This window comes from Bacillus pseudomycoides DSM 12442 (assembly GCF_000161455.1).
Taxonomy (GTDB): domain Bacteria; phylum Bacillota; class Bacilli; order Bacillales; family Bacillaceae_G; genus Bacillus_A; species Bacillus_A pseudomycoides.
The window spans coordinates 998692-1016860 of sequence record NZ_CM000745.1 but is presented as its reverse complement, the minus strand read 5'-3'; the positions used below and the strand labels follow the sequence as shown (position 1 = coordinate 1016860).

Sequence of the window (18169 nt, the reverse complement as noted above, 5' to 3'; positions counted from 1 at the left end):
AAATGTATATTTCCAACCTGTTGCTTCACTTACTTCTTGCGTATCAATCTTTTGACCGTTTTGAAGTAAGTCTACTTGAATCGTTTTCGGACGTTCTTTCGCATTATCGTCTTTCCACGTTTTTGTTCCTTCTACTTTTGTTATTTGTACCACTTTTGTATTTATAATGTCATAACCTTTGACTTCTGTTTGATATCCATCTACTGGTTGTTCTTTTACTTCATACTTATATCCTTTGCCATCTGCATTGTATGCCGCTAAGTCTTTGAATTCATACTTCCAACCTGTTGCTTCGCTTACTTCTTGCGTTGCGATGACCTGACCATCTTGTAGTAAGTCTACTTTGATTGTTTTCGGACGTTCTGTCGCATTATCGCCTTTCCATATTTTTGTTCCTGTAATGAATGTAGTTTTCACTTTATTCGAAATCGGCAACTTAACTCCATTTACAGCACCTGATTTAACTTCAAAACTTACTTTTTCCTGAGGATTGAAATCAATATACTCTGGAGCTGAAACCTCTTGCACATAATATTTACCTGATTGTAAATTAGGAATTTCAATTATTCCTTTTTCATCCGTTACATATACATCTCCAACTTGTTCACCTGACTCTTTATACAACTTAAACGAGACATTCGGTATTACTTTGTCTTCATCCGTTCCAAGGTGCTTAACAATTCTTAATGTTCCTTTAGGAGGTAAATCACCTTGAGCACCACCACCAGATGTTATATTTGTGACTGTGGCACTACCCGACTCAGAAACCGGTTGTTTGTATAGAATTTGATAATCAATCTTATAATCATTCTTAAAAGATTCTTGGCTCTTTCCGCTTTCCGTTATAGTACTTGTATAAAAAACGGTAAAAGACCTAGCACTTCCCATATTCCAATTAATCACGACTTTAAATGAATGACCGTCGTCATTAAACTGAACATATCCATAACGTTGATCTTCAAATTGTTTAATTGATAAAGATTCTCTGTCATTAACTGTTATCCGAAAACTATCTTTATTAAGTGTTTGACCTTCCTGCAAACTGTCAGACACAACAATATCTCTACTTAAATATTCTTTATTTAAGTTTATACTCAAGAACCAACGCACTTCATCCGGGTTATCTGGTTGAATATCACCAGTTTTGTAGAAAAACGGTTTAGAGCCTGTACCACCACCACTAGTTGGACCGGTAATCGTTACAGTTTGCTTATCTAAAGTTGTGCCTAAATTTGTTTCAACCTCTTTCGTTTGATCCGTTCCTACATTAGTAGCTTGAACTGTAAAATTAAAATGCCCTTTAATATTGTGGAGTTTCTCAACCATATCATTAAATGTACATACCACATTACCTGCATTTACTTGACAAGTACCAAAATTCTTACCTTGCTCATCATTTAATGGAATCGCTCCCTTGAATCCTTTTAATTCTGGGGGCAGCGTTAATGTTAGTGTATCTCCAGACTTCATATTATTTCCAGATTTATCACTAAAAGTTACATTTATTTTAGCCTGTTCGCCGTAACTTAGTTTTGTTTTATCAATCTTAAAACTATCCACAAATCCTGTTGTATTTAACTCTTGTGCATTTGCTATTATAGGCATTAAACTTTGACCTATTGTAAACATAAAAAGCATTAGAATTGAAAAAATCGAAGTTACTCTTTTTACCATATCATTCTCCTATCAATTATTTTTAGATGGCTTCTAATATGAATATGCTATGACAATGACTCAATAGGCTGATGGTATTTTTCTCTTTCGACTGTTATAAGCTTAAAAGCTTGAAAATAGATCTCTATAAATGATTCTTCTACTCTCCATACATCTTCATTTTTTCTAATGTAACACTAAATCTATTAATTTTAATATTTACATCCCTAACATATCATGATAGTATTACAACTAGGAAAATTATATTCTCTCACCATTCCTATCAAATCTCAAAATCTTAAGTTGTATCATATATGCCATCTTATTGTGAGCATAAATTTCTGGTTAATAATGTTTTCATTTAAGTGCTATTGGTTTATTCATATTACTTTCCGTTATTATTAGATTCATAACATCATTATGTCCAAGTTTGATAGCACCTTTTTAACGATTCACAATTTTATTCACCAGAACCCTTCACCTCCCTCTTAAAGGCATTTTTCATGCTCTCATCCGTAATATTAGGACTATTTCAACAATAAAAATAGTTTTTGTAACTTTTGTAACCAATTTTGTAATTAAAGAAACCTAACAGTTGTTCCAACATGGATAAATACCAACTTTTGGATAGACCTCCTGTTTTATAGTCCCTCCTATCTGTACCGAAATATCCATTTTTAATGCTTAATATATAAAACAAAGAAAGAGTAGTAAACATACACGTCAATCAGATGAAAGTTAAAAAGCTGAATTTTCAGTCTTTTTATTTTAAAGGAGGATATTTGCAACTACTCTCTCTTTGTGATTATGAGTTTAACACTAAACATAAGGTATAACAAGACAAAAATATACATTTTTCTGATAAATTCGACAATTATTCGAAAGTTAATATAACACCACTTATCGTTAATTAATATGTAATACAAAGAGGCTATTTCAACAATAAATATTTAAACATTAAAAAAGAAGAACCCCCACTTACTGAAACTCTTGAAGTGGCTCATAAGCGGATTGAGCCAACTGGTGTTTCCCTTTCTTCTGATGGTTTGAATCAACATTTTATTTCTCATACCTATATCTAACAAAAATAAACCCGATGCTGAAAAACATCTGGTTTATTTTTGTTAACTTCATGACCATGGATGGTTGTCCCATCCTTTCCACCTATCAATTATCATTCCTTTTCGTCTTCTTCTTTCACAAGATACGCTTTTTCATATGCAGGCTTCAATGTAGATTCATCTTCTTTATCGACTTGCTTAAAATGAAGCCTCCTTTGTTTATCTTTACGATCCTCATACTCTGTCCGAAGTTTTGCGGTTCGATTTTGCTGATTCTCGAAACTACTCTTTGATATTTCTAATTTCACTGCGAGGCCATTGATAAATCGAATGATTAAGTTACCATCTGCTAATTCTTTATTGTTTTCAATATGAAAGTGAGACAACCAAGCACATTCCTTTCTAGAATAAGAATACGTAGGAAAAAAGTAAAGTTGATCTGTCGGACTAATCGCAATGGGTGCTTTGTGCGTAATACGTGTCAACTCTTTTGTACCGTCTTTTCTACCTAAAAAACTAGATCCGTGCTTGCGGCAACTTCGTTCGACAATATCAAGTGGCTTTTGAAACATGAAAAAAGAGTCTTCTACTTCAACCACTCGCGTTACAATACGTTTTTCTCCTAAAATAACTGGAAGTAAGGCCATAGTGTTCTTGTTTACGACATAGTTTTCGACGTAGCGTTCTACTTGTTCACCCATCTTACATTCGCTCCTTTATTATTTTTTCTTACAATCCATAACAGCAGCTGCATGGATAATTGTACCACCCAAAACCCAAAATAGTTAATATTTTCAAATATTTTACATTTTATTATAAAACTTTAAAATTTCATAATATTCCTTCATATAAATATCTATATAAAATCTCCATATTTCTCTACAGGAAAAAGATATATTGTTATATAAAAACAGAAATTTTCTTTTTTGAAATATTTGTAACATAACAAAATCTTGTTTCACATATATGATTTAGTAAACTTGTACAAATTACCTATTCCCTATATATTTCCACACCCATTTACGTATCTCTCTTACAGGAAAAATAAAACTTTTATCATTTTTCGGTAGATGTTTTACAATCGTTGGCTTAATTGTAAAGGAAGTTTTTTTGCTACGCTCAAACTCGAATGGAAAGATGATTACAAAATTCTCAACAAAAAAAAGGATGGCATATGCCATCCTTTTTTATCACGTACTATAAAATTATAGTTTTACAACGTTTTTAGCTTGAGGTCCGCGGTTGCCATCTTCGATTTCGAAGCTAACTTTTTCGCCTTCTTCTAAAGATTTGAAACCTTCAGTTGTGATTGCAGAGAAGTGAACGAATACATCGTTTCCGCCTGGAACTTCGATGAAACCGAAACCTTTTTCGTTGTTAAACCATTTTACTTGTCCTGTTACTGTCATAATTATTTCCTCCTAAGAAAATATAAGTTTTTTTAGTCTTCATACATAAAAAAAGAATCCACACATTATCAAATACGAAACATAAAACAGTTCTCACATACTTTTTCTCGTTCGTTTTCAGCACTTGATAATATATGGATTGCTTGATTTAGTTATTCAACTGAGATAATCATAGCATACTTAAAATAGAATGTACAATATTTTTTGAAATTCTAATTTTCTAATTTTTGGTATCCCTCATAAAATACAGTATTCCTCGCTGATAGAATGTTTTCACCCATCGAGCTTTTTATGAGCAATTATTGTTAAATGGCATTAATCATTACAATCGAAACAATGAAATGAATTACGCCGTCTGTCCAGGAATAACATTAAATGGTGTTAACATAAACAGCTTCATACCAAAATCTAGCAACAACATTTTCACTAACGTAATGCTTACTATACTAACTAATGCAAAATATAAACTTTGCATAAATGTTAATTCGTCCTGTATCAAACCTAAACTTAATAGAAACAGCAACAACATAATAATATTAAATTCCGGATAACCTGTTACTGTCACCACGATTCCAAGTAAAATTGTAAAGACAATACTTAAAGCGATTACCATTGTATAGGACAGGCGATTGTAACGAATTAATTGAATGTATAATAAGACGTGACTAATACCAATCAACATAATCGCGATCATATCATAAACATACATTACAGCTCACCCTTTAACAGTTGACGTACTTTGCGCACTAAACAGCGGAATACATACAAAAGAAAAGCAGGTGCCCTTAAAGGACACCCGCTCCCTCACTTATTTCGTAAACTGCGCCTCTTCCGTAGACCCTTTCAGAGCCGTTGTAGAAGATGTTCCGCCTGTAATCACTTGTGCTACTTCATCAAAGTAGCCTGTTCCAACCTCGCGCTGATGACGCGTTGCAGAGTAGCCGTGCTCTTCTGCTGCAAATTCTGCTTGTTGTAATTCAGAATATGCTGCCATACCGCGCTCTTTATAGCCACGCGCGAGTTCAAACATACCGTAGTTTAATGCATGGAATCCTGCAAGTGTTACGAATTGGAATTTGTATCCGTATGAAGCAATTTCTTTTTGGAAGTTTGCAATCGTTTTTTCATCTAATTTTTGTTTCCAGTTAAAAGATGGTGAACAGTTATACGCTAGTAATTTCCCTGGATATTTCTCATGAATTGCTTCCGCAAAACGCTTTGCATCTTCTAAATTCGGTTCAGATGTTTCACACCAAACAAGATCTGCATACGGTGCATATGCTAAACCGCGCGCAATTGCTTGATCAAGCCCTGCGTTTGTACGGTAGAACCCTTCTGGTGTTCTCTCTCCTGTAATAAATTCTTGATCAACTGGATCAATATCACTCGTAATTAAATCCGCAGCATCTGCATCCGTTCTTGCTACAATAATTGTTGGCACGCCCATTACATCCGCAGCAAGTCTAGCAGAAATTAGATTACGTACCGCTGTTTGCGTTGGTAGTAATACTTTTCCGCCTAAATGTCCGCATTTTTTTTCTGAAGATAATTGATCTTCGAAGTGAACGCCTGACGCGCCTGCCTCAATCATACCTTTCATTAATTCAAATACGTTTAACTGTCCACCAAATCCTGCTTCAGCGTCCGCAACAATTGGTACAAAATAATCTGTATCACCGCTTCCTTCCATATGCTGAATTTGATCTGCACGCTGCAATGTTTGATTAATACGCTTTACAACAGCTGGTACACTGTTCGCTGGATATAAACTTTGGTCCGGATACATGTGCCCGGATAGATTGGCATCCGCTGCCACTTGCCAACCGCTCAAATAAATTGCTTTTAATCCTGCTTTCACCTGCTGCATCGCTTGGTTTCCTGTTAACGCACCAAGCGCATTAATATAATCTTCTGTATGAAGTGATTCCCAAAGCTTCTCTGCCCCGCGGCGTGCTAATGTATGTTCAATATCAATTGACCCGCGCAGACGAATTACATCCTCAGCAGAATAAGGACGCGTTACCCCTTTCCAACGTTCATCTAACTCCCAGCTTTCTTGTAACTTTTGTACTCTTTCGTTTTTCATCTCTTCCATCCCCTTTTCCTTTTATAAAATCTCGTAACCTGGTAATGTTAAAAATGTTTCAAATTCATCATTACGCACCAAATTAGTAAAAAGCTTTGTTGCTTCTACAAATCTACCTTTCTCAAACTGTTCCTTGCCAATCTCTCGTTCTATTTTCGCTAGCTCTTCCGATTTAAACTCTTCTACTAAAGCAAATGTTATCTTGCGACCATCGTTTAGCTTCCCGCCTTCATGACGAATCCATTGCCACACTTGCGCACGTGAAATTTCTGCCGTTGCTGCATCTTCCATCAAATTATAAATCGGTGCTGCCCCGCGGCCACTTAACCATGATGCAATATATTGAATGCCGACGCTAATATTCATACGAAGCCCTTTTTCTGTAATCGTTCCCACCGGTACTTCTAACAAATCCTTTTCTGTTACATCAATCTCTTCACGCTTTCTAAAAATTTGATTCGGTGTTTTCATAATGTGATTAAACACTTCCAGCGCAACCGGTACAAGTCCCGGATGGGCAACCCAAGTCCCGTCATGTCCATCTAAAGCTTCACGTTCTTTATCAGCACGAACTTTTTCAAAAGCAGCTTCATTCGCTTCCGGATTATTTTTAATCGGAATTTGTGCTGCCATTCCGCCAATTGCTGGTGCATTCCGGCGATGGCACGTTTGAATTACTTTTAAAGAATACGCACGCATAAACGGAGCCGTCATTGTAACTTGCACCCTGTCTGGAAGCAAGAATTTATTATGATTACGAAAGCTTTTTAAGAAACTAAAAATATAATCCCAACGCCCGCAATTTAGCCCTGCTGAATGATCACGGAGTTCATATAAAATTTCATCCATCTCAAAAGAAGCGTGGATTGTTTCTAATAACACTGTTGCTTTAATCGTTCCATTCGGAATCCCGATATATTTCTGTGCAAAAATAAAAACATCATTCCACAACCTGGCTTCTAAATAGCTCTCTATTTTCGGTAAGTAAAAATATGGTCCGCTTCCTTTTTCTAATAATGTTTTTGCATTATGGAAAAAGTACAAACCAAAATCAACGAGACTACCTGACATCTTTTCTCCATCGACTAACATATGTTTTTCTTCTAAATGCCAGCCGCGCGGACGAACAATAAGTACAGCTGTTTTATCACTTAAACGATATTCCTTGCCACTAGGGTTTTTATATGAAATCGTTCCCTTTACTGCATCTCTTAAATTAATTTGGCCATCCATCGCATTTTGCCACGTTGGCGAATTAGAATCTTCAAAGTCTGCCATAAAGAGATGTGCGCCTGAGTTTAAAGCATTAATAACCATCTTACGATCTACTGGTCCTGTAATCTCCACACGACGATCTTCTAAATCTTTTGGAAGCGGGGCAATCGTCCAATCTCCAGCACGTATATGTGCTGTTTCTGGTAAAAAGCTTGGAAACTCCCCTGCATCAATTCTTTTTTGCTTTTCCACACGTTTTTGCAGTAAATTTTTACGGCGTGTATTAAAATTCTCATGCAGCTCTTTTAAAAAAGTGAGCGCTTCCGATGTCAAAATTTCTCCATACGCCGGTAATACTTCTAAAGCGAGTGTAACCCGTGAAGTTTGCGTCGACATATTAGCATCCCCTCCGTAAGCTGTTTTATAACAGATTTGATTTTATGTTTTATATTATATAACAAATTCTCTGAAAGTGAAGAGAATTTTTGGAAATTTTACTTATTTTTTTTATGGAACATCGATTTCATCTACATATGAAAGCCATTTTTTACACATCAAAAAAAAGCCACTGTTATACAACAACCGCTTTTTCATTTCACACCTAATCATCATGTACTTATTTTATTCTTGAGAAAGGAGTCCCATCCCATATCCATTAAACTAAAAAAATTAATACCCCTAATGCTATTCTTTCGAAAGAATAGATAGTGTTTTTTATGAATCATTCAATTTCAAATGAATTAAACTTCTTTTCCAAAGAACTATAACAATTTTTTATTTTTCATAAACAGCTGTATAAAGCTTTTCTTAGTTCAAGTTCTCTTGGTTCATTGGCCATACCAAATCCATGTTTGTTCATCGCATAGGCATAACCTAGCTTCTCATCTGGATCGGCAAAACAGAACGACCCTCCTGCGCCTGGATGGCCAAAAGAGCTTTCACTTTGTCCGAATTGCATATCCGAAAAGTGTTTCCAAAATCCCAAAGAATAGGCTATGTTTATACAATTCACATGATCATAATACCCTTCTTTCGGAGGGACAGCTTTTTTTCTTAATTCATTTATTGTTTCTTCCCTTAATCCGAGTGCTTTTCCACCACTAGCAAAAGCACCGTAAATTTTCGCCATTGCTCTTACTTGCCCCACACCATTTCCAGAAGGAAATTCTATCGATAAAATTGGACGATGATTAAAATTATCATTGGCTACAAATTTTTTAGGATCTACTAAACTTCTCGCTACTAATGACTTTGCATTAAGAAAACCAAGTAACATTTTTATAGGCAACTTTGTTATCCCCCTAAGTAACTGAATGGGGTGATTTATCCCTTCAATCGTTGTTATCCTCTCTTCAGAAATATCTTCAGGAAGCCCAATATAAAACTCTGCTTTTAGTGGCTCTGCTATTTCCTCTTGAAAGAAATCTTTTAAGGCTCGATGTTTAGGATCTGCCCTTTTAATCAGTTCTCCAATTAAGGTTCCAATTGTCCATGCATGATAGCCCTGGATTTTCCCAACCTCCCAAGCTGGTTTGCTTGCAGCAAGGGAATTTGATAGATGAGAAGTATCTAAGTCTTCTAACCTGTCGATTTTAAGTCCATTGAGAGGTGACAAACCAGCTTGATGTGCTAGAAGCTGTCGAACAGTTATTTTTTCTTTTCCATTCTGAGCAAACTCAGGCCAATATGAACTCACTTTCTCATCATAGTTAATGTACCCCCTAGAATGCGCTAAACTTAAAGCCAATGCAGCAAAACCTTTTGTAGCTGAAAACACTTGAACAAGTGTATCTTTTTCCCATTCCGCACGAGTCTGTCGATCTCGATATCCACCCCATAAATCAACGACTGCTTCATTATTAATGTATACAGAAAAAGCCGCTCCAACTTCTCCTCTCTCCGTAAAATTTCTAATAAATTCCTCCTTCACCAATTCAAATCCTGGTGCAACAAATCCATGAATTGACATATTATTTCTTCTCCCCCTTTGTTGGTATAATCTAGTCTTTTATCCGAGATAACATTTATATATTCACAAAATGCAAATAATTCAATAAAATAAACCTATCAAATATTTGACTAAATGTCTATAAATAGTCAAATAAAAACAGGCGGGGATATATTATGGCAAGAATTACATCTGAACAGAGAAAACAAATACACGAGACTCTTCTCGTTAAGAGTAAAGAGCTGTTTATTCAATATGGATTCTCTAAAACTAGTATTGATGACATAGTAAATGCATGTGGAATCGCAAAAGGGTCTTTTTATTCATATTATTCATCAAAAGAAGAGTTATTTTACGCAGTGTTGCGAAAAGAGGAGAAAGTGAAAGATCAAATCATTTCAGAAATTATGTGTGAGTCTCTACCACCAAAAGAACTTTTAATTCGTTTCTTTGAAACATCTTTTAAAACCATAGAACAAAACCCATTTTTACAAAGTCTTTATCAAAGAGGTGAATATGATCGAATTGTGAAAAGACTTCCTAAGGAACTTCTAGATAAACATGCAAGGGAAGATTTAGATAGTTCTTTGAACTTCGTAAAGTTTTTACAGGAAAAAGGTGTTACAGAAGATGATCCCGAAGTACTTATTGGCCTTTTTCGAACAACTATACTTATTCCATTACATAGACAAGAGATTGGAGAACCAACTTTTTCGAAGATGATGAAAAAAATGATTGAATGTTTATCAGAAGGTTTAACACAACAACAAAAGTGAATTTCATTTATTATAAAGTCACTTACTTGAAGACTTCAAATTTCACTTTAATAAAAATTATGATTCAAAGATGTACGCTATATTCTCTATTAACATAGGATATATACATACAAAAATAATAAAATCACCCCATTTTGATCCATACCTTTGCAAAATGGGGTAATTTTGTTCCCTTTACATACAGTAACCATGCACTTAGCATTCACACTCTATTCATGATGATAAAAAACAAATTACTTCGAAGATACTATTGTACTTGGTTCCTTTTCCTTACTCGTTACTTCCTCAGGTTTCGATTTTCTAAAAGTAAATGCCATCCCAACAAAAATCAAAATAATTCCCGCTGTCTGCATCGTGGTCGGACGAAACCCTGTAAATGCTGTATCAAGTAAAATAGCTACACCTGGATCCAAAAACACTAATACAGAAATGAGCCTTGTTGGTAAATCTCTTAAACTATCAAAAAATAAGTAATAAACAAAGCCAGTATGAATAAGTCCTGTCGCTGTAATCGCAATCCAATTACTCTCTGTTAACCCTTGAAATGCTCCAAAGTCTACAAATGGTAGTAACAGAAATATCCCTAAAAAAGTTTGCAAAAATGTCATTGCATATGCACTTGTTTGTTTAATCCCTTTTCCTAACAAGGTGGTAAATGCATAAAATAATGCTGCAAGAAGTGCCCAAACCATCCCAGAGGACATTAACTTTTCTATCGAAACACTTCCATCTACTCCCGCTACTAAAACAGTACCGAGAAAACAAATAACAATTGAAATAACAGATAGCATTGTTAATTTTTCTTTAAACACGACACTCCCAATCATTAATACGATAATTGGTGCAAGATGATACACAGAAATTGCAATTGTCACTGACATGACTTCGAAAGCTTTAAACAGAAACACCCAGTTAAAAACAAGAAAGACACCACACCCTAATATTTGCAGTATTTCTTTTCGATTCCACTTTTCTTCTTTAAACTGACCTGTTGCAATCCAACATAACGTTAAAAATATAGTGGCACAAATACAACGAACAAATACTAATTCAAATGATGGTAAATTTGTTTTTACTGAAAAAAATCCGATTGAGCCAAAAATAGACATCGATATGATCATTTTTATAGCTGGCGATGATTTTGTTTGGAATAACCTATTTGCGGCGCTCTTTTGAAACAATATAAACAACCCCCATTAGTTTAAAACGAACATTTACATTTCAAGTTTCGTAATATTCTCAATTTTAAATATACAATAAGATGAATGGAATGTAAAAAATCGTAAAGATACTTAAAGCCATTTATTCTCACGAAGTGGCATTTGCAATCCTCATTCCTTTTACAATGTAAAGCATCATTGTAAAAAATAAAGATGATAAAAGGCAATATAGAAATACTCGTTTTCCCCGTTATAGCCACCTATATATTTTACCATATTTTACATAAAAATATTTTTTCCTAAACAATCTATTTTGATTTTCTAACATATACATCACGGCTATGTAAACAAAAAGTGACATCCTCTCTTTTGTTTTCACATGGCATGGGGCGAAAATAGGCACTGATTCTTCTATGCATGGACAGATCCTGTTGTAGCTTTGGAATAAAGTTTGATCAAAAACATGTTGTTTATTTTAGAATTGACATGAAATTATATTAAGTTTATACTGTCAGTAACACACCACTGTTAATGACAGTATAATGTTATTAACAGTAATATGTTACTGTTTTGATAACAAAACTATTTTTTACATTTCATTAAGGAGGTTAGATGTTTTATGAAACATACAGGGAGACATACAGGTGCATTTCTTTTGCTGTTTTTAACAGAGGGAGATAGTTATGGAGGGAAACTTCTGCAGAAATGTGAAGAAGAGCTTCCCATCAATCCAATTGATAGTGCCATTATATACCGCACCCTAAAAAAATTAGAAAACGAAGGTGCTGTTGAGTCTTATTTGGATACATCTGATCAAGATAAGCCGAGAAAGATGTACAAAATTACTACAGTGGGAAAAAAACAATTAGAAGAGTTTCAAATAGATATTGAAGAAAAAATTAAAAACTTATCATTTTTCTTAGACAAATATAAAGACTGGAAAGAGTCTAATCATGATTAATGGCGCTCTCCTTTACTCTTTAGCCATTATTCTTATCAGTATTTCTTTTGTAAAGGATCGGAATAAAACAAAAGATGCTCTATTAAAGTCATGGAAAATGTTTCGTAATCTTATACCTTCCATGCTATCAATTATGCTTTTCGTTGGACTATCACTATCTATATTAACGCCTTCCTTCATTTCTTCCATCATTGGGGAAAAATCTGGATTCATCGGTATTGTTTATTCAGCAATAATTGGCTCTGTTGCACTCATTCCAAGCTTTGTTGTGTTTCCTCTTGGAAATACATTAGTCCAAAATGGTGCGGGCCTCCCTCAAGTTGCGGCATTAATGTCTACATTAATGTCAGTAGGAATCACAACTTTACCGATGGAACAAAAGATATTTGGGCGAAGTTTTGCTTATTCTCGTAATGCATCCGCATTGTTAATGTCTCTCATATTCTCGTATATTATTTGGGTGGTGATGGTATGAATGAATTAAGAAGATATCGTTTCTTTTTCATTTTATTATTTGGGCTCATTATATGTACTTTTATAAACCATTCGTTGGGATGGAACGCATTTCAATTAACAGGAAAAAGTATTTTAGATATGCTGTTTCTACTTCCTCCTGTCTTAATATTCGTAGGATTGCTTGACCAGTGGGTGAAGAAAGAAACATTAATTAAATATATGGGGGAAAAATCTGGCATCTATGGCATCTTATTCTCCCTATTATTAGGAGGAATTGCAGCTGGTCCCCTCTATGTTGCTTTTCCAATCGCGGCACTTTTATTAAAAAAAGGAGCGAGCATACGATACATTGTATTTTTTCTAGGAGTTTGGACAACTGCAAAATTACCGGTTATGGTGTATGAATTTTCTTCATTTGGAGCTAAATTTACACTCATCCATATTTGTTTTGGTCTATTATTTTTCTATTTAATGGGTATTATTTATGAGAAGTTCTATGATAAACGACAATTGTTGAAATATGATATAACTAAAGAAGGATAGAGTTAGAGGAATCGTTCTTTAAGCCTCTAACTTTTAGCTCCTTTCGTAACTGTAACTTTTAATTGAGCTCTCCCCACCTTCACTTCGTTTAGAGGAGAGGGCTTCTCAGTTAAAATGATAAAATTTCACAAAAAACACTTCATACTTTTGGGATTTCCGCATATAAATCACAGCTATGTAAACAAAAATTGATATCCTCTCTTTTGTTTTCACATGGCATGGGGCGAAAAAGGGCTCTGACCGCTTCTATCCATGGACGGACACTCTTTTCCTAAACTTATACGCAAAGAAATGAGAAGCAGCGTTACCGCTGCTCCTCATTTCTTCTGCTTCTCATACTGCTCAAACACATGAATTCTTTCAAAAATTGGCGGATGTGTATATAAGAAAAACTTCACTAACGCCGGTGGATTCACTTGACTTAAACTTGTTTTCGATAAATACTGGAACGTCTTTACACCAGAATTTCCATCTTTCGTTATATCTAAAGCATATTGGTCTGCTGCCCGTTCTTCTATACGTGATACGTAGTTTGATAGTGGGCTTACTGCAAAAGACAACACAGAGGAGATAAGAAAAAATAATGGGATAATCGATAAGCACGCCATCTTTGATAGGCGCAATGTATCTCCCCATTTTCTGAGGCACATATTGATAATACGGCTAATCAAATACATCCCTACAAACGTTAACACAATATAACTCGCCACACCCCAATATATATGTTTCATCACGTAATGTCCCATTTCATGAGCCATAATAAATAAAATCTCTTTATCTTTTAACTGCTGGAGCGTTGTATTCCACAATACAATTCGAGAATTCAATCCAATTCCTGTCACATATGCATTTAGGGCCGTTGTTTTTTCAGACATGTTCACTTCATATACATGCTCAGCTGGAATATCTGCCCTGTCCGCAATTGCTAAAATTTTCTTCTCTAAGTCTTTATTTTGCAATGTAGAAAAATCATTGTATAACGGATCAATTACAACGGGCTGTACAAAGGTTAAAAAAATTGTAAACGGTACTGACAAAGCCCAACCGGCTAGCCACCACCGCTTCGGAAATTTATAAATCAGCCATAAAAGAACAGAAACAACGAGAAACATCATAATATAATTTACCCAAAAATCAATTACATGATCTTTTATCCAACTCGCTGTGGATTGCGTTGAAATACCGTAATCAATTGAGATTTGATGCCCCATCCATTGCAGAGGCAATGCAAGAACGGTTGTAAGCAATGATAAATAAAAGAGATAGATAGCAACTTGAATAACCCGTACTTTCGTCGTTTCTTTTGACCATTTTTCAAAACGATTTGATATACCTAAAACAAGCACAAACAATAAAATAATCCATTCAAGAGGCGTCGCTAAAAAAAAGAGTAAATTTTTCACACGCGAATAATCTTGACTTAATGTAAGTTCCTTTGCATTCATAAACGTCTCTGGATCAGCACTCGTTCCTTTATACATATCTGGAATAATTTCATGATTCCATCCAAATAAATACCAATATATAAATAACGCAAAACCAACGTACAAAAAAAGTGACCACTTCACAACCTTCTTCACGGTATCTCCTCCTCTATGCTGCCTGTCTCTTATTATTGTAAGTTCGTTCCTCCTAAAATAGAACAAGCTAATACATCGAATTGTCATGCAATTTTCAATCCCTCCCCATGAATTTTCGGATTTTTCTTATAAAATAAAATTAGGAGGAGGATGGAAATTGAAAAAAATTTATATTACGTTTACATTAGGTTTAGTCATCGTAATTGGAATTGGAATTTACTATTTTACAGATTATCGTAAAGCTTCTGCTGAAATACCACGTGGAATCGTTATGGAGGATGTAAATGGTACAACGCTATCTTTTGATCAACTACCAAAAAAACTTAAACTCGTAGAATTTATATACACAAAATGCCCTGATATTTGTCCCGTTACTACATACAAAATGAAGCATTTACGAGACGAACTAGAAAAGGATAAACTATTTGGTAAAAAAATTGAATTTATTACAATTACCATTGATCCTAAGTTCGACACAAAAGAAATATTAACTACATATGCCAACACATTTGAAATGAAAAAAACGAAAGGGTGGCACTTACTGCGCGGTGATGAAGATGAAACGAAAAAACTAGCAGATACATTTAACTTTCAGTACCGCGATCCAGGAAGCGGACTCTATATTCATACTTCTAACTCCTATCTACTCGATGAAAATGATCGTTTAATCGAAGTCTTCGGTATGGGAGAACGTGGTTTTAACAGCAAAAAAGTGCTTGAGAAAATTAAAAATGCATTATAAAAACCTCTTCATCATTCGAAGAGGTTTTTCACACATATTATTCTATATAAACTATGCTACGAAACTTTAAACCTATCCATTCTACACTCTCTATTTATCCCGCATTAACGGGCAGTAAAAGCCCGATTGGTGAGGGCCTTTAATCAGTGGGTGATGAAGAGCCCCCACTGATTAAAGTTTCACTTTATCTATCTGTATGTTTCTTCGGCTCATATGTTGGAATAAGAAGCGCACTCGCAATCCAGCAAACAAGACCGAAACCACTTATATATTTCCCGTATTCATAATGGTTTAGATAAACCTTCCCTACAAGAATTAAGATAAATCCAAGTAACACAACTACATAGCCAACTTGTTTTTTCGACAATACCAATCAGCACTCCTTATTGAAAAATGTTAACAAAAAAACTTAAATCCTGAAAAGAAATGAAGCTATATTTCATAATTCCTTGTACAGCTAGAAGTAGTATAAGACCAAGTACACATATATAATTAATTCCATCTTCACTTCTTTTCTCAACTACAATTCCGCCCCCAATGCATAGTAGCCCTAGAAGATGAAGTGCTAAATAAACAAAAAAGTATGCTTCATTCCAGCGAAAGCCTACATTCACTGTTGTAATCACAATTAAACTCACCATGATTACATAAAACAATTTATTTGATTGAATTGTTTCATTCATAGAATCATATCCATTCCTTTCTATATAAATCTTTTTTGATTTTCCAACATACAAATCGCCGTTATGAAAACAAAAGGTGACCTGTATTTTTATTTTCACTTAGCATGAGGATGAAATATGCTCTGACCGCTTCTATCCATAGACGGATTCTCTCTCTAGCCTAAAAAAGATAGGTATATCTTTTTTATTATTCAATAAATTCTACGTTCTCTAACCTATATCTCTCATTTTATTCGTATATACTACCGACACCTCTTTATTCATATAACGACGATTCACGAACAAAAAGACGAGTACTAAATTTAATCCAATGATAAAAATAATAAGTCCTGTAAAAAATGGAGTTTGATTAGAAAAATCCGCAAAGCTTATCATTTCTTCCTTACTGAACATAAAAGATGTAATAAGTACGATTGCATTATTTAACATATGAATACTAATCGGCATCAGTAAGCTTTTCGTCCGAATGTATACAATTGATAGTACGATACTAAACATGACAGCACTGAGGAAATCAATATGAAAACATCCGAAAAGAATCGCTACAATAACCATCGCTTTTCCGGTTCCCCATTTCGCTGCAAAACGCTGAAATAGAAATCCCCTAAATACAAATTCACATACAATAGGAGCTACTAGTACGATTATTATAAATTGATATATGTATCCGCCTGCACTCCCTATAATCGGTTCATGTAATATATTTATAATAAAATCCGGTGTAATCCATACAAAGCTATACATATACAATACAAGATATCCATAACTAAAAAGGCATAGCATTCCCGTAATCATTAAAACTTGTAAAAGATTAAATGCTTCTCTTCTATTTACAAATAAAGTAAATGGAATACGATGGCGCTTACATTGATACCATAACCAAAGTGATGGAAATATGTAGAGTACAAGTGTGCTTGCAAAAGAAGAAATTGATATATGAAATGTATTCTCTAACAATTGTTTACTAATACGTTCAATCAAAACAAGTAGTGTAAATACAATCAAAAAATATCTGGCTCGCATCGAACAAAACGGATTCACACTCATCTCCTCCCCTATGTTACATTTATCATATCATTCGAATCTTATTTTTAAGCAAAGAAAACCTTAAATTTTCCTTAAAAATCCCATAACTTACAATAAAATGTTATGATATTCGATGAAAATAGGGGGCGATTCAGATTGTATAATGCAAATGTTTTACTTGTTGATGATGAAACGGCAATTTTACAACTATTAACTACTATTCTACAAAAAGAAGGATTTTCTCATATTACAACTGCTACATCTGCAGAAGAAGCTTTACAATTCGTAGAACAAAATCGTTATGACTTAATGATTTTAGATGTCATGCTTCCCGGGCAATCTGGTTTTGACATTTGTCCAATTATTCGTCAAAAAACAGATTGTCCAATTTTCTTTCTAACAGCAAAATCATCTGATTTAGATAAAGTATCTGGCTTCTTATACGGGGCAGACGACTATATTACAAAACCATTCAATCCACTGGAAGTCGTCGCTCGTATGAAAGCTCAACTTCGAAGACATATGAAACAAACTACACAACCTATGAAAGAGACACACTTTCTTTCATTTGGGAGATTTCAGGTCGATAAACATGCAGCTGAATTACAAGTAGATGGGAAAATTGTGGAATGTTCAGCTCAGCTCTTTCAACTACTACTCTTTTTCTGTGAACATCCTAATTACGTATTCTCAAAAGAAGAAATATACGAAAAAGTATGGGGGGCTCCTGCCTATAATGGAGATGACAACACAGTTATGGTTCATATTCGAAAACTACGTGAAAAAATTGAGCTTGACCCAAGTAACCCTCAATACATTAAAACTGTTCGCGGACTTGGTTATAAATTCATCGCAAAGTAGGTACCAACT

The 18169-nt window shown here is 34.6% G+C and carries 17 protein-coding genes and 1 pseudogene; 6 read left to right on the top strand and 12 right to left on the bottom strand.

Annotated elements, in window-relative coordinates; all coding sequences use genetic code 11:
* From BPMYX0001_RS05035 to BPMYX0001_RS05000, 7 genes and pseudogenes are all read right to left on the bottom strand, one after another.
* A partial coding sequence (locus BPMYX0001_RS05035; protein WP_033798716.1) for a Cna B-type domain-containing protein occupies nucleotides 1-1674 on the bottom strand: 1674 nt, incomplete at its 3' end.
* A 1153-nt stretch (nucleotides 1675-2827) separates the two neighbouring features.
* Nucleotides 2828-3415, bottom strand: coding sequence for a competence protein ComK (locus BPMYX0001_RS05030; RefSeq protein ID WP_018782640.1), 588 nt, complete (start codon nucleotides 3413-3415; stop codon nucleotides 2828-2830).
* Nucleotides 3416-3919: 504 nt separating this feature from the next.
* Nucleotides 3920-4123, bottom strand: coding sequence for a cold-shock protein (locus BPMYX0001_RS05020; protein WP_003195857.1), 204 nt, complete (start codon nucleotides 4121-4123; stop codon nucleotides 3920-3922).
* Nucleotides 4124-4446: 323 nt separating this feature from the next.
* A pseudogene (locus BPMYX0001_RS05015) lies at nucleotides 4447-4832 on the bottom strand (histidine kinase); the annotation flags it as partial.
* Nucleotides 4833-4931: 99 nt separating this feature from the next.
* Nucleotides 4932-6209 carry an isocitrate lyase gene (gene aceA, locus BPMYX0001_RS05010; protein WP_018766564.1) on the bottom strand — a complete coding sequence of 426 codons (1278 nt, stop codon included), beginning with the start codon at nucleotides 6207-6209 and terminating at the stop codon, nucleotides 4932-4934.
* Between the two features lie 21 nt (nucleotides 6210-6230).
* Nucleotides 6231-7820, bottom strand: coding sequence for a malate synthase A (aceB, locus tag BPMYX0001_RS05005; RefSeq protein WP_006093903.1), 1590 nt, complete (start codon nucleotides 7818-7820; stop codon nucleotides 6231-6233).
* A 385-nt stretch (nucleotides 7821-8205) separates the two neighbouring features.
* A complete protein-coding gene (locus BPMYX0001_RS05000) occupies nucleotides 8206-9393 on the bottom strand; it encodes an EstA family serine hydrolase (protein WP_006093902.1) in 1188 nt (395 codons plus the stop codon).
* A gap of 155 nt (nucleotides 9394-9548) precedes the next feature.
* Between BPMYX0001_RS05000 and BPMYX0001_RS04995 the strand changes: the two genes are divergently transcribed.
* Nucleotides 9549-10148 (top strand): TetR/AcrR family transcriptional regulator, encoded by a 600-nt coding sequence (locus tag BPMYX0001_RS04995; protein ID WP_006093901.1) that lies wholly within the window; start codon nucleotides 9549-9551, stop codon nucleotides 10146-10148.
* Nucleotides 10149-10381: 233 nt separating this feature from the next.
* On the opposite strand, the gene BPMYX0001_RS04990 is transcribed toward BPMYX0001_RS04995, so the two are convergent.
* Nucleotides 10382-11269: a DMT family transporter gene (locus BPMYX0001_RS04990; protein ID WP_050774432.1), complete on the bottom strand. Its 888-nt coding sequence runs from the start codon at nucleotides 11267-11269 to the stop codon at nucleotides 10382-10384.
* A 658-nt stretch (nucleotides 11270-11927) separates the two neighbouring features.
* Here BPMYX0001_RS04990 and BPMYX0001_RS04985 point away from each other — a divergent pair.
* Genes BPMYX0001_RS04985 through BPMYX0001_RS04975 form a run of 3 tightly spaced genes read left to right on the top strand, consistent with a single transcriptional unit; the run spans nucleotide 11928 to nucleotide 13268 of the window.
* Nucleotides 11928-12269 (top strand): PadR family transcriptional regulator, encoded by a 342-nt coding sequence (locus BPMYX0001_RS04985; protein ID WP_003195853.1) that lies wholly within the window; start codon nucleotides 11928-11930, stop codon nucleotides 12267-12269.
* Entirely contained in the window at nucleotides 12262-12744 is a 483-nt protein-coding gene (locus BPMYX0001_RS04980; RefSeq protein WP_016113725.1) for a hypothetical protein, read from the top strand. Before BPMYX0001_RS04985 ends, BPMYX0001_RS04980 begins: the two co-directional genes overlap by 8 nt.
* Nucleotides 12741-13268 carry a permease gene (locus tag BPMYX0001_RS04975; protein ID WP_018782645.1) on the top strand — a complete coding sequence of 176 codons (528 nt, stop codon included), beginning with the start codon at nucleotides 12741-12743 and terminating at the stop codon, nucleotides 13266-13268. The genes BPMYX0001_RS04980 and BPMYX0001_RS04975 overlap by 4 nt, the downstream gene beginning before the upstream one ends.
* A gap of 317 nt (nucleotides 13269-13585) precedes the next feature.
* On the opposite strand, the gene BPMYX0001_RS04970 is transcribed toward BPMYX0001_RS04975, so the two are convergent.
* Entirely contained in the window at nucleotides 13586-14848 is a 1263-nt protein-coding gene (locus BPMYX0001_RS04970; protein ID WP_006093899.1) for a M48 family metallopeptidase, read from the bottom strand.
* A 157-nt stretch (nucleotides 14849-15005) separates the two neighbouring features.
* Here BPMYX0001_RS04970 and BPMYX0001_RS04965 point away from each other — a divergent pair, with 157 nt between their 5' ends.
* Nucleotides 15006-15590, top strand: a complete 585-nt coding sequence (locus BPMYX0001_RS04965; protein ID WP_018766572.1) for an SCO family protein — start codon at nucleotides 15006-15008, stop codon at nucleotides 15588-15590.
* 184 nt (nucleotides 15591-15774) lie between these two features.
* Here BPMYX0001_RS04965 and BPMYX0001_RS04960 read toward each other — a convergent pair whose 3' ends face one another.
* The 3 genes from BPMYX0001_RS04960 to BPMYX0001_RS04950 form a co-directional block, all read right to left on the bottom strand.
* Nucleotides 15775-15963 carry a hypothetical protein gene (locus tag BPMYX0001_RS04960; protein WP_033798714.1) on the bottom strand — a complete coding sequence of 63 codons (189 nt, stop codon included), beginning with the start codon at nucleotides 15961-15963 and terminating at the stop codon, nucleotides 15775-15777.
* 10 nt (nucleotides 15964-15973) lie between these two features.
* Entirely contained in the window at nucleotides 15974-16273 is a 300-nt protein-coding gene (locus tag BPMYX0001_RS04955) for a hypothetical protein (RefSeq protein WP_018782648.1), read from the bottom strand.
* Between the two features lie 210 nt (nucleotides 16274-16483).
* Nucleotides 16484-17314, bottom strand: coding sequence for a CPBP family intramembrane glutamic endopeptidase (locus BPMYX0001_RS04950; RefSeq protein ID WP_033798713.1), 831 nt, complete (start codon nucleotides 17312-17314; stop codon nucleotides 16484-16486).
* A gap of 141 nt (nucleotides 17315-17455) precedes the next feature.
* On the opposite strand from BPMYX0001_RS04950, the gene BPMYX0001_RS04945 reads away from it, so the two are divergent.
* Nucleotides 17456-18160, top strand: coding sequence for a response regulator transcription factor (locus BPMYX0001_RS04945; protein ID WP_006093894.1), 705 nt, complete (start codon nucleotides 17456-17458; stop codon nucleotides 18158-18160).
* Nucleotides 18161-18169 lie beyond the last annotated feature (9 nt).